Annotated in this window: 13 protein-coding genes; 9 read left to right on the top strand and 4 right to left on the bottom strand. The window is 66.9% G+C overall.

Annotated elements, in window-relative coordinates; all coding sequences use genetic code 11:
• Positions 1-12: 12 nt before the first annotated feature.
• Positions 13-870, bottom strand: coding sequence for an NmrA family NAD(P)-binding protein (locus M4J40_RS06335; RefSeq protein WP_251752973.1), 858 nt, complete (start codon positions 868-870; stop codon positions 13-15).
• A gap of 429 nt (positions 871-1,299) precedes the next feature.
• Between M4J40_RS06335 and M4J40_RS06330 the strand changes: the two genes are divergently transcribed.
• From M4J40_RS06330 to M4J40_RS06315, 4 genes are all read left to right on the top strand, one after another.
• Entirely contained in the window at positions 1,300-1,617 is a 318-nt protein-coding gene (locus M4J40_RS06330; protein ID WP_251752972.1) for a hypothetical protein, read from the top strand.
• A gap of 174 nt (positions 1,618-1,791) precedes the next feature.
• Positions 1,792-2,490: an NrtR DNA-binding winged helix domain-containing protein gene (locus tag M4J40_RS06325; protein WP_251752971.1), complete on the top strand. Its 699-nt coding sequence runs from the start codon at positions 1,792-1,794 to the stop codon at positions 2,488-2,490.
• Positions 2,491-2,495: 5 nt separating this feature from the next.
• Positions 2,496-3,515, top strand: a complete 1,020-nt coding sequence (locus M4J40_RS06320) for an SPFH domain-containing protein (protein ID WP_251752970.1) — start codon at positions 2,496-2,498, stop codon at positions 3,513-3,515.
• Complete coding sequence (locus tag M4J40_RS06315) at positions 3,512-4,426, top strand: hypothetical protein (protein ID WP_251752968.1); 915 nt, start codon at positions 3,512-3,514, stop codon at positions 4,424-4,426. The genes M4J40_RS06320 and M4J40_RS06315 overlap by 4 nt, the downstream gene beginning before the upstream one ends.
• Before the next feature lie 49 nt (positions 4,427-4,475).
• Here the strand turns inward: M4J40_RS06315 and gap are convergent, their stop codons facing one another.
• The gene (gene gap, locus M4J40_RS06310) at positions 4,476-5,477 is read right to left on the bottom strand and encodes a type I glyceraldehyde-3-phosphate dehydrogenase (RefSeq protein WP_251752967.1); all 1,002 of its coding nucleotides are present in this window, start codon (positions 5,475-5,477) and stop codon (positions 4,476-4,478) included.
• A gap of 85 nt (positions 5,478-5,562) precedes the next feature.
• On the opposite strand from gap, the gene M4J40_RS06305 reads away from it, so the two are divergent.
• From M4J40_RS06305 to M4J40_RS06285, 5 genes are all read left to right on the top strand, one after another.
• Positions 5,563-6,228: a TetR/AcrR family transcriptional regulator gene (locus tag M4J40_RS06305; RefSeq protein ID WP_251752965.1), complete on the top strand. Its 666-nt coding sequence runs from the start codon at positions 5,563-5,565 to the stop codon at positions 6,226-6,228.
• Positions 6,229-6,430: 202 nt separating this feature from the next.
• The gene (locus M4J40_RS06300) at positions 6,431-6,814 is read left to right on the top strand and encodes a type II toxin-antitoxin system HicB family antitoxin (RefSeq protein WP_251752963.1); all 384 of its coding nucleotides are present in this window, start codon (positions 6,431-6,433) and stop codon (positions 6,812-6,814) included.
• Between the two features lie 42 nt (positions 6,815-6,856).
• Positions 6,857-7,150: a HigA family addiction module antitoxin gene (locus M4J40_RS06295; protein ID WP_251752961.1), complete on the top strand. Its 294-nt coding sequence runs from the start codon at positions 6,857-6,859 to the stop codon at positions 7,148-7,150.
• Positions 7,151-7,270: 120 nt separating this feature from the next.
• On the top strand, positions 7,271-8,311 hold the full coding sequence (locus M4J40_RS06290; protein WP_251752960.1) for a L,D-transpeptidase family protein: 1,041 nt from the start codon (positions 7,271-7,273) through the stop codon (positions 8,309-8,311).
• A gap of 77 nt (positions 8,312-8,388) precedes the next feature.
• Positions 8,389-10,710: a heavy metal translocating P-type ATPase gene (locus M4J40_RS06285; protein WP_251752958.1), complete on the top strand. Its 2,322-nt coding sequence runs from the start codon at positions 8,389-8,391 to the stop codon at positions 10,708-10,710.
• 42 nt (positions 10,711-10,752) lie between these two features.
• On the opposite strand, the gene M4J40_RS06280 is transcribed toward M4J40_RS06285, so the two are convergent.
• Together M4J40_RS06280 and M4J40_RS06275 are read right to left on the bottom strand one after the other, a co-directional pair.
• Entirely contained in the window at positions 10,753-12,129 is a 1,377-nt protein-coding gene (locus M4J40_RS06280) for an RtcB family protein (protein ID WP_251753193.1), read from the bottom strand.
• Positions 12,130-12,907: 778 nt separating this feature from the next.
• Complete coding sequence (locus M4J40_RS06275) at positions 12,908-14,458, bottom strand: RNA-binding protein (RefSeq protein ID WP_251752956.1); 1,551 nt, start codon at positions 14,456-14,458, stop codon at positions 12,908-12,910.
• Positions 14,459-14,665 lie beyond the last annotated feature (207 nt).

The raw sequence follows: 14,665 nt of genomic DNA, 5'->3' as shown, positions 1-14,665 counted from the left end.
TATCTCCCATGCTCATCGCGCAAGGGCTGACGAGATGAAATCGGCAAGCGTCACCTTGCCACGGCGGGGCGCTGCTTGTCGGTCGAAGTTGCCGTCCAGGATCGCTGCCGTCATTCTGGCGTAGCTGCGAGCTGCCTCGTCGGAGAAGCCGAAGCCCTTGAAGGCCGCTTCCCATTGGCCGTTTTCCGTCACGTCGAGCCCGATCTCCCGGCCGAGAGCGGCGCTGAAGGCATCGGCCACGTCCTGCGGCGTGTAGAGCTGCGGCCCTTCGACATAGACGACGCCAACGTCATCGAGAGGGCTGACCAGCCGGTCGGCGGCCGCCTCGCCAAGGTCGCGCGGCGACACCGTGGGGATGGGCGTGTCGGCCGGATACATGCTCGGCAGCCGGCCGGATTGGCGGACGATTTCGGCGAGGCCGGTCCAGTTGGTCATGTAGTAGCCGCCCCGGTTGATCGCCGCTGGAATGGACTGTCGGCGCAAGCCTTCCTCCAGCTCCCACAGCGTCGACAGGTCGCCGATGCCCTCGCCGGACTGGGCGCCATAGGTCGAGGCAGCGACGACCTTTTCCAGCCCCGAACCTTCGAGCGCCGCCAAAACGTTGGCGATCGTCCGGCGTTCCATGCGGTCGGTGTCTCCGGAGGGCGCGGCCGGCGGATTGAGCAGAAAGGCCCGCTTGCCGCTGGCAAAGGCTGCCTTCAGCGAGGCGGGGTCCTCGGCGTCCGCCTTGACGATCCGGGCGCCCCTGTCGCGCCAGATGGCTGCCCGCTCGGGCGCGCGGACCAACACGGTCACCGCCTCTCCCCTGGCCAGCAGCGCGTCGGCGACCGCGCCGCCAACATTCCCGGTTGCGCCCATGACGATATACATTTGCCTGTCTCCTGAAATTGCAGGAGAGGCGATAAACCTACATGCTGCCGAAATTTGGCAGTATTATTTCATTGGTGTCTGTTCCGAGCATGCGGTGACTGTGACCAGTTCTCCCATTTTATGGCCACTTTACCTGAGAAAGGTTCTCGGTCAGGCAGACGGCCCTGGGGTCTTTATTGTCATATGTGCTGTCATATGGAGGCATCAGCTTGGCGGGCCGTTCGCACAGTCTCGCGCGGCACTTCCCGTTTGTACTCGTTCCCTGCCTGTCGCAAAGCTGCTACGATTTTGACATGGCGAAAGGCGTTCTCAGGTTTTTCTTCGATTACGGCGCGGGGGGGGGGGGGGCTTTGGGCAGGTGACGCTGCCACGCGTGATCGGCTCGGCGTAGGGCCTGTCGATGCAGTGTGTCTTGATCTTGAAGGGCGAGTGAGCAGGCCTGGCGGCGTCGTGCTGTCCGAGAGGGCGCAGGATTTGCGCGATCAACTGGATTTCGAGCACTCTGGCTATCTCAACCCCCTGTATCCGCTCGATCCAAGCCTTTGGACACAGGCCCTCTGCGATCGGTTCAATGCGAGTATCGACAGGTTGCTAGCGCTTTTGCGCCGGGAGATTGGCGCGGATTACGACATCCTGGACGAGCAAGTTCGCTATGGGGAAGATGTTCGACTTGATGAGTATCTGGCGGCCCATCCCGGGCTTGCCAGAGTGAACGAAGTCCAGGTTTCGACCGTCCGCCAAGGCTGATGTTGCCGATCGCGAACCATCATCTTGTGCGCCAGAGGCGTCTCAAGAGGCTTATCCAGATCTGAGCGGGCTCTCGGCGCTGTCTTGTTCCTAAGGGCGGCTTGCCCAGTATTGGCAGGGCTTGACATATATCCATTGAAGATATAACTACAATGAATATTACAGGAGTTCGCCATGACCGCCCGCCCGCTCACCGACTATCCCCAGCCCGCCCTGGCGGTGGATCTTGCGATCCTTACCGTGGACGAGGGCGTGGTGAAGGTGCTTCTGGTGCGGCGGCCCGACGCGGCCGAGGTGGGCGGCGAGTGGGCGCTGCCGGGCGGCTTCGTCCATATCGACCAGACGCTTGAGGCCACCGTCGCCCGCGTGCTGCGCGACAAGGCCAGCGTCGAGAAGGCCCATTTCGAACAGCTCGCCACCTTCGGCGCCCTCGATCGCGATCCGCGCGGCCGGGTGGTCAGCGTCACCTATCTGGCGCTGGTGCCGGCAAAAGCCCTCGCCGCCCTGGCGCCTGCCCCCGAACGGCTGCTGGCGCGGGTGGAGATGCCGTCCGCCGGCGGTCCGCTCACCGTGTCGGGGCCGGACGGCGCCCTGTCGCTCGCGTTCGATCACGCCATCATCCTTGGCGAGGTGATCAAGCGGCTGCGCGGCAAGCTCGATTACACCGCCATCGGCTACGCGCTGCTGCCGGAGCGTTTCACCCTGCGCGAGGTGCAGGAAGTGCACGAGGCCATCCTCGGATGCCACCTCGCCAAGCCGGCTTTCCGCCGCAAGATTCTCGACCGGGGGCTGATCCGGCCCACCGGCCTTCACGAAACGGGCGGCGCCTTTCGCCCGGCCGAACTTTACGAACGCATTGCCGAACAGGAGTAATCGTCATGGCGCAGATCAAGAGCTACCCGATGGTCCGTCACCTCAGGGCCGACGCTTCGGCGCATATCCAGTATTTCAAGCGCGGCCAGCGCCACCTTTCCGGGCGCGGTCTTGCCTTCTGGTTCGCCCCCGATGGCGCTTCGATCACCGAGATCCCCATGGACGACCGCACCATGAACTTCATGGTGAAGGGCCAGTCCTCCGACTATCAGGACCTTGCGGTGCAGGGCACCATCAGCTGGCGCGTCAAGGAGCCGGAAAAGCTGGGCGAACGCGTCGATTTCACCATCGACCTGAAGACCGGGGCACTGCTGGCCAAGCCGGTGGACTCCATCGTCGGCTTCATCACCGGGCTGGCGCGCGAATATGCCGACGGCTACCTGAAGGCGTCCGGCGTGCGGGAGCTGCTGGAAAAGGGCCTGGCGCCGCTGCAGGCGGCGATCACCGCCGGCTTTGCCGCCGACCAGACCCTGCCGGAGATGGGGCTGTCCATCGTCTCGGTTCGCGTGGCGGCCCTGACGCCGTCGTCCGAGCTGGCCCGGGCGCTGCAGGTTCCCACCTTCGAAAGCCTGCAGCAGAAGGCCGACGAGGCCACCTTCGCCCGCCGCGCCCTGGCGGTGGAGAAGGAACGCGCCATCGCCGAGAACGAGCTGGCCAACAAGGTGGAGCTGGCGGCCCGCCGTCAGGAGCTGATCGCCCGCGAGGATGCCAACGCCCGCGCCGAAGCCGAGGCGAGGGCGGCGGCCGAGCGCATCGCCGCCACCAGCGCCGCCGAAGCGGTCCGTCTGGCCGCCGAGGCCGAGGCCGGCCGCATCCGCCTTGTCGAACAGGCGGCGGCGGAAATGGAGCGGATGCGCATGGGCGCCTACGCCGGGCTGTCCCCCGAGGTGCTGCTGGCGCTGGCCGCGCAGGAGTTCGCCGGCAAGCTCGACCACATCGACACGCTGAACGTGACGCCGGACATGCTGGCCAGCCTCACCCAGCAACTGCGTGGCTTGATGGGGCCGCGCGAGGTCCGGTCATGACCACCCTGGCGCCCCGCGTCGTGCTGGTCACCCGGCAAAGCGAGTATGAGGCGTTGCTGGCCGCCCACGCGACGCGCGGGCAGGCGGAGTTCTTCCTCTCCACCCGTGGCCAGCGGATCGTGGAGGTGGAGGCGCGGCACGTCCAGCAGGTGCGCGCCATCGCCGAGGCCAAGCGCAAGGTGCCGGCCGACTGGTCGCTTGCCGAGGTCCAGCGCGAGGATCTCGACCGGTTCCTGTTCACCGCCAACGACATCGTCGTGGCGCTGGGCCAGGACGGGCTGGTGGCCAACCTCGCCAAGTATCTCGCCGGGCAGCCGGTGATCGGCGTCGCGCTCGATCCGGCCCGCAGCGAGGGCATCCTGACCCGCCACACCCTCGACGGGCTCGACCGGCTGCTGGCGTCGGTCGAGGGCAACGATGCCCCCACCGAGGCGCGCACCATGGTCGAGGCGAAAAGCTCGGAGGGCACCCGCCTCACGGCGCTGAACGAGTTGTTTCTCGGCCATCGCTCGCACCAATCGGCCCGCTACGTTCTCGAGCATGGCGGCGAGGAGGAGTTCCAGTCGTCGTCGGGGGTCATCGTCTCCACCGGCACCGGGCTGTCGGGCTGGGCGCGCTCGATCCTGACGGCCACCGGCAGCGCGGCCACCATCGGCGCCACGGATCCGCGCGCCGTCTTCCTGTCGCGCGAGCCGTGGCCGAGCCGCACATCCGGCTGCAAGCTGCGCCAGGGCGAGATTGCCAGTGGCGCCGAGCTGAGGATCGTCTCGCGCATCGACACGGGCGGGGTGATCTTCGCCGATGGCATCGAGCAGGACTTTCTGGCCTTCGACTGGGGCGTGCGGGTGGACGTGCGGATCGCCGACCGGACGCTCAACATGGTTCTCGATCGGCCCAGGGGGCGGCGCTGAAAGCCCCCCTGATGGGAGCATGGGGGTGTGCCCCCATGCTCGCCGTGTCCTACCGCATCATGTGCGCGGCCAGATCGAGGCAGCGGCAGGAGTAGCCCCACTCGTTGTCGTACCAGGCGATCAGCTTGGTCAGGCCCTCGGAGGTCTGCATGCCGGCCTTGGCGTCGAAGATGGACGAGTGGGCGTTGCCCCTGAGGTCGGTGGAGACGACCGGTTCGTCGCAATACTCGAGGATGCCGCGATAGGCGCCGGCCGAGGCGCTGCGGATCGCTTCGCAGATCTCGGCGTAGGAGACCTTGGTGCCGAGGCGGCAGGTGAGGTCGACCATCGACACGTCGGCCACCGGCACGCGCACGGCCATGCCGTTGATCCGGCCGTTCAGCTTGGGAATGACCTTGCCGACCATGCGCGCCGCGCCGGTGGTGGCGGGGATGATGTTGTTGAGGATGCCGCGCCCGAAGCGCCAGTCCTTGCGGGCCACGCCGTCGACGGGGTTCTGACTGGCGGTGACCGCGTGGACAGTCAGCATCAGCGCTTCTTCGAGGCCGTAGAGGTCGTCCATCAGCTTGGCCAGCGGCGCCACGCAGTTGGTGGTGCAGGAGGCGTTGGAGACGATGGTCTCGCCGGCATAGGCGTCGGCGTTGACGCCCAGGACGAACACCGGCGTGTTGTCGGTGGGCGGGCCCGATATCACCACCTTCTTCGCGCCCGCCTTGAGGTGCCCCTCGGTGCTGTCGAGGGTGAGAAAGCGCCCGGTCGACTCGATCACCAGATCGACGCCGGCATCGGCCCAGGCGATGGCGGCGGGGTCCTTCTCCTCGAAGGCGGTGATCTCTCGGCCGTCAACCACGAGGGCGCCGGCCGCCGTCTCCACCTTGCCGGGGAAGGCGCCGTGCACGCTGTCGTATTTCAGGAGATAGGCGAGGTGGTCGATGGGCAAGAGGTCGTTGACGGCGACCACTTCCAGATCGCTCCGCTCCCTGGCAGCGCGGAAAACCATGCGGCCGATACGGCCGAAACCATTGATGCCAATTCTGATTTTGTCAGCCATTGTTGCTCTCCATTTTTCCTCTCACATTTTCATACTAGGTCGCATAAAATGGAGCGTCGATTAATTTTTTGCGAAGTGGTACAAAATGACAGCCAAACCCGCCCGTGGGCGTCCCCGCGCCTATGATCCCGAGGAAGCGCTGACGGCGGCGCTCGGCGAGTTCCAGCGGCGCGGCTACACCGCCACCTCGCTGGACCATCTGTCGGACGCCACGAAGATGGCGCGGCCGAGCCTCTACGCCGCCTTCGGCAACAAGCTGGAGATCTATCGCAAGGCGGTTCGCCAGTATGCCGACGAGTCGGCCGAGCGGCGGCGGCGCGCCCTGTTCGAGGAGCCGTCGCTCGACAAGGGTCTCGAAGCCTATTTCGAGGAGATCGTCGCCGCCTATGTGTCGAAGGAGGGCGAACCGCTCGGTTGCCCGGTGCTGAGCGTCATTTCCGGCGAGGCGGCCGCCGATCCGGAAATCGGGGCGGAGCTTTCGGCCGCCGTGGGCCGGACCGACGCCCAGTTCCTCAAGCGGATGACCATGGCGGCCGAGGCCGGCGAGATCGCCCCCGGCGCCGACGTCCGGGGCCTCGCGGCCATGCTGGCGGCGCTCCAGCACAGCCTTGCGCTGAGGGCGCGGGCCGGCACGCCCCGGCCGGAGCTCCAGGCCATCGCCCGCGCGCATGTGGCGCTGGTGCTGAGGGCGGCGGGGCGTTGGGGAAGGGAGACGGCAACCGAGAAGACAGCAGGGGATGCTTCGCAGTAATAAGTGATAACGCGTCTCATGTTAAGATTTCGTTTACCATCTTTTGCGACCGTCAGCCGTCTCGGGCCGATGCTTGGCGCACCGTGATCGGCCCGTGGCCCTCGGCTCGCGAGGGAGCCTTCATCGAATGGTTCCTCGTGCCGGACGCCTTCCCCTCGGGGGACACTCCCTTTCGTCGCAGCATCCGAGCCAGGAGGCTCATATGGCCTACGCCGTCGCGCTCATTCACGAAGAAGACAACCGCAGTTTTGGCGTGTCCTTCCCGGACTTTCCCGATTGCCATTCGGCGGCCACCAACCTCAACGATGCGATCGCCCGGGCTGCCGTGGCGCTGGCCGCCCATGTGAAGAACCTCGACGAGCACAAGATGCCGATCCTGCGCACGCTGGACGACATCCGCCGCACGCAGGAGCTTCACGAGGCGATCATCGCCGCCGTGCCGGTGGAGATGCCCGGCAAGCCGGTGCCGGTGCAGATCACGCTCAACGAGCATCTGCTCGCCGCGCTCGACCGCGCCGCAAGGGCGGCCGGCGTCACCCGTTCCGAGAAGATCGCCGAGGCTATCCGCGCCAGCTTGAAGGTCTGAGCGCCTTTCCCGTCATCGACGACCATTGAGGAGGCCACGACCATGCCACGCGACATGTCGCTGCATCCCGGGATCGCCCTCCGGGACGAGTTTCTCAAGCCGATGGGGCTCTCCATCCCCGCGCTGGCCGAGGCGATCGGCGTTTCCAGCAGTCTGATGGCCAAGATCTGCAATGGTCGGCAGGCCATGTCGGCCAGCATCGCGCTGAGGCTCGGCCGCTACCTTGCCTTCGATCCGCAGTGGTTCATGACCATGCAGTCGAAATACGATCTTTCGGCCGCCGCCGAGGACATGGCCGAGGCGCTCGACCGCATCCGGCCGTGCGAGGCGGCCTGATCAACCGGTCGCCGGCCCGCCCCGCGCCGGGGCAGGGACGGTTGCCAAATCATGGGCGGATGCGTTAGCGCATCCGCGACGGGCGCGGGGAAAAGCCCGCCCTCAGGAAAGGCTTGTTCGGTGAATTTGCGTTCGGTCGCGTTTGTTCTTCTCACCACGGCGGCCCTTTCGGGCTGCGCGCTGTTCGGCGACGACCTCAAGCGGTCGGAGCGGCCGATCCCTGGCAAGCTGGTGTCGGAGATGAACGCCAAGGGGCTGGGCGCCGCCTCGCCCATCCTGATCCGCGTGTTCAAGCAGGAGAGCGAGCTCGAACTGTGGAAGATGGATCGCACCGGCCGCTATGCGCTCCTGAAGACCTATCCCATCTGTCGCTGGTCGGGAAAGCTGGGGCCGAAGAAGGTGGAAGGCGATCGCCAGACGCCGGAAGGCTTCTACACCATCGCCCGGCGCCAGATGAACCCGGACAGCCGCTATTACCTCTCCTTCAACCTCGGCTTCCCCAACCGCCTCGAGGCGGCGCTCGGCTATGAGGGGAACTATCTGATGATCCACGGCGCCTGTTCGTCGCGCGGCTGCTACGCGATGACCGACGAGGCGGCCTTCGAGATCTACGCCGTGGCGCGCGAGGCCTTCCGGGGCGGCCAGCCGGCCTTCCAGGTGGAGGCTCTGCCTTTCCGCATGACGCCGGCCAATCTGGCGCTGCACCGCGACAACCCCAACATGCCCTTCTGGCGCAACCTCAAGGAAGGCAGCGACGTCTTCGAACTGACGCGCAAGGCGCCGCGCGTCGGCTATTGCGGCGGTCGCTACGTGTTCAACGCGGACAACGTCGACGCCTCGACCGATCCGCTCCTGCCCTGTCCGCCGCTTCAGGTGGACGCGGAGCTTGCGGCCGCCGTCGCCGCCAAGGCCGCCAAGGACGATGCCGCCGCCGCGGCCATCGCCGCCGCCAACCCGGCCATGCCGGCCATGAGCTATGTCGACGGCGGCATGCACCCGGCCTTCCGCGCCATCCTGCAGGACAAGGGCGCCAAGAAGCTCTCCAAGATGACCTCGGAAAAGACGCCGGTCAGCCAGCCCGACGCGGCGCTCGCCGACCCCTACACGCCGGACCTGCCGGCGCGACTGACGGTCGTTGGCGCCAGCGGACCGTCGTCCTGATCCTCATGAAAAAAGGGTCTTGCTCCTATAGTCGCTAGAGGTTGTAGCACTTCGATCATGAGAGTCGGAGTGAAGTCATGACCGAGGCAACCCAGCAGGACCGGTACCGCGTTGGCGGCATGGATTGCGCCTCCTGCGCGCAGAAGATCGACACGGCGGTGCGCCGCCTGCCGGGCGTCGCCGACGTTTCGGTGTCCGTCACCGCCGGCACGATGACCGTGCACCACAACGGCGACGAAGCGCTGGCGCCGGCCATCGCCAAGCGCGTCACCAGCCTCGGCTACCAGATCGCGCCACTGACGGCTGCCGCCAAGCCCGAGCCGGAAGAGAAGGCCTGCGGCTGCTGCCACCACGATGATGATCACGATCATGCCCACGATCACGGGGGGCACGAGCACCACAATCATCACGGCCATGATCATGCCCACCATGACCACGCCCACCATGACCACGGGGCGCACGACCACGGGAGCCATGCCCACGACGCCGCCGATGCGGTTCCCGGCCTGCACGGTCACGACCATGGCCCGATGACCGGGCCGTGGTGGAAATCGGCCAAGGGGCGGCTCACCATCATGGCAGGCCTCGCGCTGGCCGTCGCCTGGGGGCTCGGGCACCTGTTCCCGGTCTATGAGGAATGGATCTTCGCGGTGGCGATGCTGGTGGGGCTGGTGCCGATCGCCCGCCGCGCCATCATGGCGGCGCTGGTCGGCACGCCCTTTTCCATCGAGATGCTGATGACCATCGCCGCCGTCGGCGCGGTGATCATCGGCGCCGGCGAGGAGGCGGCGACGGTCGTCTTCCTGTTCCTGATCGGCGAACTCCTGGAAGGCGTCGCGGCCGGCAGAGCCAGGGCCAGCATCCAGTCGCTTTCCAGTCTGGTGCCGAAGACGGCGCTCATCGAAGAGGGCGGCAAGACCACCGAGGTGCCGGCCGAGAGCCTTGCCGTCGGCGCCGTCATCCTGGTTCGCCCCGGCGACCGCGTTCCCGCCGACGGCGAGATCGTCTCGGGCGAGAGCTCGATCGACGAGGCGCCGGTGACCGGCGAAAGCACGCCTGTGGTGAAGGGCATGGGCGCCAGCGTCTACGCCGGCACGGTCAACGGCGAGGCGGCGCTGCGCGTCAAGGTGACGGCGGCGGCGGCCGACAACACCATCGCCCGGGTGATCAAGCTGGTGGAAGAAGCGCAGGAATCCAAGGCGCCGACCGAACGCTTCATCGATCGCTTCTCGCGCTACTACACGCCCGGCGTCGTCGCCGTCGGCGCGCTGGTGGCCATCGTGCCGCCGCTGCTCATGGGCGGCGCCTGGGGCGAATGGATCTACAAGGGCCTCGCCATCCTGCTGATCGGCTGCCCCTGCGCGCTGGTCATCTCGACGCCGGCCGCCATCGCCGCCTCGCTGTCGTCGGGCGCCCGTCGCGGCCTGCTCTTGAAGGGCGGCGCCGTGCTGGAAGGCTTCGGCAAGGTGACCGCCGTCGCGCTCGACAAGACGGGCACGCTGACCGAAGGCAAGCCGGTGGTGACCGACGTCGTCGCCTATGGCCGGCCGGAGGCCGAGGTGATCCGTCTTGCCGCCGCGCTGGAGACCGGCTCCAGCCATCCGCTCGCCAAGGCGATCCTCGACCGCGCCGCCAAGGATGGCACGGATGTGCCGCCGGCCGACGGCGCCAAGGCGCTGGGCGGCAAGGGCGTGACCGGCATTGTCGACGGCGCGGAGATCCTGCTGGCCTCGGCCAAGGCGGCCGGCGAGCGGGTTGCACTCGACGACGAACAGTCGCAGCGCATCGCCGCCTTCAACGACGACGGCAAGACCGTGTCGGTGCTGGTGGCGGGCGGCGCGGTGGCCGGCATCCTCGCCATGCGCGACGAGCCGCGCGCCGACGCGGCGGCCGGCCTGAAGGCGCTGACCGACAACGGCATCCGCACGGTGATGCTGACCGGCGACAACCGCCGCACCGCCGAGGCCATCGGCCGGCAGCTGGGCATCGAGGTTCGGGCCGAACTGATGCCCGAGGACAAGCAGCGTATCGTCGGCGAACTGAAGGCGCAGGGCCTCAAGGTGGCCAAGGTGGGCGACGGCATCAACGACGCCCCGGCGCTGGCCGCCGCCGACGTCGGCATCGCCATGGGCGGCGGCACCGACGTGGCGCTGGAAACCGCCGACGCCGCCAGCCTGCACGGCCGCGTCGCCGACATCGCCGCCATGATCGCCCTTTCGAAGCGCACCATGGCCAACATCGGCCAGAACATCACCATCGCCATCGGCCTCAAGGCGGTGTTCCTTGTCACCACCATCGTCGGCATCACCGGCCTCTGGCCCGCCATCCTGGCCGACACCGGCGCGACGGTTCTGGTGACCATGAACGCGCTGAGGCTGCTCGCGCCGAGCAAGGGGTGAAGGCTGACTGGCCGGTCGCTGCGGCGGCCGGCCGAAAGCCCGTCAGCGCGCCGCCTTCTTGCGACGCCAGGGGGCGTCGGCGCTGTAGTCCCCGGCCATGATGGAGCCGTAGGGGATCACCTCGTCGACCACCTCGGCCAGACCAAAGCGCTCGATCTGGGCGCGGACGGCGTCGGCGTTCTTGTAGGCGCTCGGCAACTCGGAAATGTCCGGGGTGCCGCTGAAGAAGCGGATGTCGAGCCCGGCGGTCTCCTCGGCCATGATCTCGGCGGTGGTCCGCGCGCCCTGCATGCGCTTGTGCTGGGTGCGCGAGAAGTTGCGCCCGGCCCCATGCGGCGAGAAGCCGAGGCCATGGGCGGCATTGTTGCCGCGCACGATCAGCACCGGTTCCGCCATGTTGAGCGGGATCAGCGTCAGGTCGGTGGCATCGCCGGCAAAGCCCGAGAAGGCGGGCGTCGCGCCCTTGGCGTGGTAGAACAGGCCGTCGGACTTGCGGAAGACGAAGTTGTGTTCGTTCCAGAAACGGTCGGCGACCTTGGCCGCCAGGCGCTGCGCCGCCAGATCGTGGATGGCGAAGTGGTTGGCCTTCGTCCAGGCGCGGATCAGCTGCAACGCATCCCAGTAGGCGTCGCCCTCCGCCGTATCGGCCGGAATCCAGGCGCTCTGCGGCTGGGTTTCCGGCGACAGGGCCTCGCGCGTCCTCTCGGCGATCTTCATGCCCTTTCCGTAGAGCTTGGCCCCCGGCGCGCGCGACCCGTGATGGGTGACGAGCGCCGTCTCGCCAGTCGACTTCATCTGGCCGACGAAGGCGAAGTGGTTGCCGTCGCCCTGGGTGGCGAAATGCTCGATCGCCATGCTCTTCAGGTCGGTCAGCAGCGGATGGGCGTCGATGGCGGCCATCAGGTCGGCCGGCGGGCGAACTTGCGCTCCGCGCGCCCGGCCGCCGGGGCCGAAATGGGTCACGGCATAGACGGCATCGAGCAGATCCTTCGGCGCGACGTCGGCAAACACCGAGATCGCCATGGAGCAGCAGATATCGGCCGAGTGCATGCCCGGATGAATGGCCTCCGACGCTACCACGCCACCGACCGGGATGGTCCCCGGCGGTCCGGCGGGGCAGGCGTCGGGCATCACCGCGCCGGCCTTGACCACGGGGGTGCGCATCAACAGGGCCATGCTGTGTTCGACGGCGGCGACGTTGATTTCCTCATCGGCGCCGTCCGCCTCGATGTTCGTGAAAAAGGGCAGTTCTCCCGCCGGACGCAACGGCAAGATCGGCGGTGGCCGGTGAACAAGCGCGGCGGCCAGCGCTTCGGCTTCCGTTCCGCCGGCGTCCAGCACCCGGTTGGCATCGTCCAGCGCCGGGCGGAACCAGCGCCCCTGCGGCAGGCCGGCGTCGATCAGGTCCTGGCCACTCATTACGCGCGTCATGGTGTCCTCGTTTCGGGTCATCGCCCGTTTCTCGTCTTGGTCCCGGCGACGAGAGTGGCGAGACGGTGTTGCTGAGCTACCAAAGCCCTCGACAGGCTTCGGGGATGACTTGAACATCCGGCCTTCCGGCATCGCTGCCGGACGCTCTACCTGTAGTCCCGCCGGCATTCGCCAGGCATTTCAAAAAAGGGCTCCGGCGACGAAGGTGGATGAAACTCGGGATCCCCCGCTCGTGCCAGAGAGCGCCGCTAAGGCAGGGAGTCGAACCCATGCAGGGATGCCCTTGGGATGGCAGCTGTAGTTCCATCCGGCATTCGCCGGAGTTGTCGTCAGATATGGCCCCCGGCGACGAGGGTGGATGAAACCCGGGATCCCCGCTCGTGCCAGAGAGCGCCGTCAAGGCAGGGAGTCGAACCCTGCAGGATTTTCCGTCGGTGGAGACTGTAGTTCCATCCGGCATTCGCCGGGGGTGTCGCTTTCGGTCGCGGCGACGAGGGTAGAGTGAAACGGTCATGAAGTAGGTTGGAACATGTAGTTTCACCCGGCATTCGCCGCGTTGGTTGGTGTGTCTTGGGCCCGCCGGGCGGGGTCACAAGGCGACGAAGTTCGACGAAACGCCTGCTCTACCAGCTGAGCTACGGGCACATGGAGGACCCGGCGGGGCTCGAACCCGCGACCCGGAGATTACAAGTCTGTAGTTTCGTCTGCATTCGCCTTGTGGCCGCGCCCGGCCGGAACGTCCGGCAGTTGCCCGCCGGACATTTTCTCAGAGGTCGACCGCCTCGATCCGCTTGACGAACCGATCCGGTCCCGCGCCGCTGACGAACTCGGCGATCACCTCGAACACCCGGTCGGAGAACCCACCGATGTTCAGGATGTCCGCCCCGTCCGTCACCTGGCTGGTGCGGTAGGGCTGGATGTCGATGGCAACGAGCTTGGCCGACGGGTTGCGTCGCTTCAGCATCTGCCATTCCGCCATCATCGCCGTTCCCCGCGTGGCGCTCTGATCCACCCACGACTCGTTGTCCGAGACGAAGATGACCAGATCGACCGCCGCCTTCTCGCCGTTGAGCCGGGCGAGCGGCGCCGAGCAGTTGGTTCCGCCGCCGCCGATCGCCGCCAGCTTCGCCGCGTTGGTCAGCACCGTGTCGCGCGGGTTGAGCGCCACGTTGACGACAGTCTGCTCGAAGGGCAGCACCCGGGCACGCTGGTTCTTCCTCAGAACCGCCGCCGCCACCAGCGCCGCCACGTCGATGCAGCGCACCTTGGTGGTGGCGCCCTGACGGTAGCCCGTCACGGGCGAGGCCATCGATCCCGAGACGTCCGGGCAGACCACGACCCTCCCGGCGAAATCCGGCACGTTGCGAAGCGCGATCTCCATCGCGTCCTGCAACGCCTCGCGGATCTCGGCGGGCACTCCCTTGGCGAGCGCCGAGTAGGTCGCCATGATCTGGTAGGGGAAGACACGCGCCTTGCGGACAGCCTCTTCATCCCTGAGCCTGGACGCCAGCCACGTGGTGAACCCCTCGTCCGCGAAGAGGCGCTGCCTCTCGAAGGTGTTGAGGTTCTGCCGCAGCATCTGCCAACCGGACTGCCGCGCGATCTCCATCTGCTGGCGCGGCGACAGATCCAGCGAGGTCAGCATCTGGAACGGCACGTTGGGCACCGATCCGGACGGATCCCGCTTGAACGCCTCGAACTCGGCCGCCACCGCCGGCAAGGCCGCTACGTCGTAGGGCTTGCCGATGAGGTAGGCGTAGAGCGCGCGGCGGCTCTCGGTCGCCGGCTTCGGATGGACCATCCGGATCACGTCGGCGAGCGAGGGATCGTTGCCGACGCTCGACCGCATGATCGAGACGTCCGAAGCCGTCTCCAGCCAGGCTTCCACCAGGCGCTTCGGGCGCGAGCCCAGCGACTTGCGGCCGATGGCGCCGGAGCGCATCACCTGCACGAAGGTGCGCAGCATCTTGCCGTTCTTCACGATGGCCGGGAAGGCGCGGGAAAACGCGTCGCCCGGAAGCGTGGAGAGCAAGGCCAGCAAGGTGGCCGGCATGTCCTTCATGTAGCCGGACTCGGCGGCGTAAACCGCAACCTTGGCCAGATACTCCGGCTCGACCTCGGCGGCGAGCGCCAACACGTCGGTGAGCTGGGTCCGGGCATCGGCATAGAAGGTGCCGTTGAAGGTTCCCGTCACCGCCAACTGGGCCAGCGCCGCCTTGGGCGTCAGCTCATAGGCCGGCGCTCCCTCGTGGTTCCGGGCGTTGGTCGCCGGGACCAGCTTGCCGACGATGCTTGCAAACAGCGACTTGTTTGCCATGGGGGTGATCCTTCTTCTGCGTTACGTCTCTCCTATTTCAATCGGCGTGCCAAGTTGTCGAAACGCGGGCAAGGGATGCTCATATTTCTTATAATCATTTGATTTTGTTTGGTAAAATAATTGAACTGGCGGCGGGTTCTCGGTCGGGCCTCTCAATGAGGCTCGACGCGGAATGCCGCCTCGTGATAGACATGTATAAGATCTTAT

Origin of the sequence: Pleomorphomonas sp. JP5, assembly GCF_023721815.1 — a bacterium.
Lineage (GTDB): Bacteria > Pseudomonadota > Alphaproteobacteria > Rhizobiales > Pleomorphomonadaceae > Pleomorphomonas.
This window is presented reverse-complemented; position numbering and strand designations above follow the sequence as displayed.

Bases quoted from the DNA above. Each gene is read 5' to 3' on its own strand.
- M4J40_RS06275 (WP_251752956.1), bottom strand. From the start codon at position 14,458: ATGGCAAACAAGTCGCTGTTTGCAAGCATCGTCGGCAAGCTGGTCCCG.
- M4J40_RS06300 (WP_251752963.1), top strand. From the start codon at position 6,431: ATGGCCTACGCCGTCGCGCTCATTCACGAAGAAGACAACCGCAGTTTT.
- M4J40_RS06320 (WP_251752970.1), top strand. From the start codon at position 2,496: ATGGCGCAGATCAAGAGCTACCCGATGGTCCGTCACCTCAGGGCCGAC.
- M4J40_RS06295 (WP_251752961.1), top strand. From the start codon at position 6,857: ATGCCACGCGACATGTCGCTGCATCCCGGGATCGCCCTCCGGGACGAG.
- M4J40_RS06325 (WP_251752971.1), top strand. From the start codon at position 1,792: ATGACCGCCCGCCCGCTCACCGACTATCCCCAGCCCGCCCTGGCGGTG.
- M4J40_RS06285 (WP_251752958.1), top strand. From the start codon at position 8,389: ATGACCGAGGCAACCCAGCAGGACCGGTACCGCGTTGGCGGCATGGAT.
- M4J40_RS06315 (WP_251752968.1), top strand. From the start codon at position 3,512: ATGACCACCCTGGCGCCCCGCGTCGTGCTGGTCACCCGGCAAAGCGAG.
- M4J40_RS06335 (WP_251752973.1), bottom strand. From the start codon at position 870: ATGTATATCGTCATGGGCGCAACCGGGAATGTTGGCGGCGCGGTCGCC.
- gap (WP_251752967.1), bottom strand. From the start codon at position 5,477: ATGGCTGACAAAATCAGAATTGGCATCAATGGTTTCGGCCGTATCGGC.
- M4J40_RS06280 (WP_251753193.1), bottom strand. From the start codon at position 12,129: ATGAGTGGCCAGGACCTGATCGACGCCGGCCTGCCGCAGGGGCGCTGG.
- M4J40_RS06305 (WP_251752965.1), top strand. From the start codon at position 5,563: ATGACAGCCAAACCCGCCCGTGGGCGTCCCCGCGCCTATGATCCCGAG.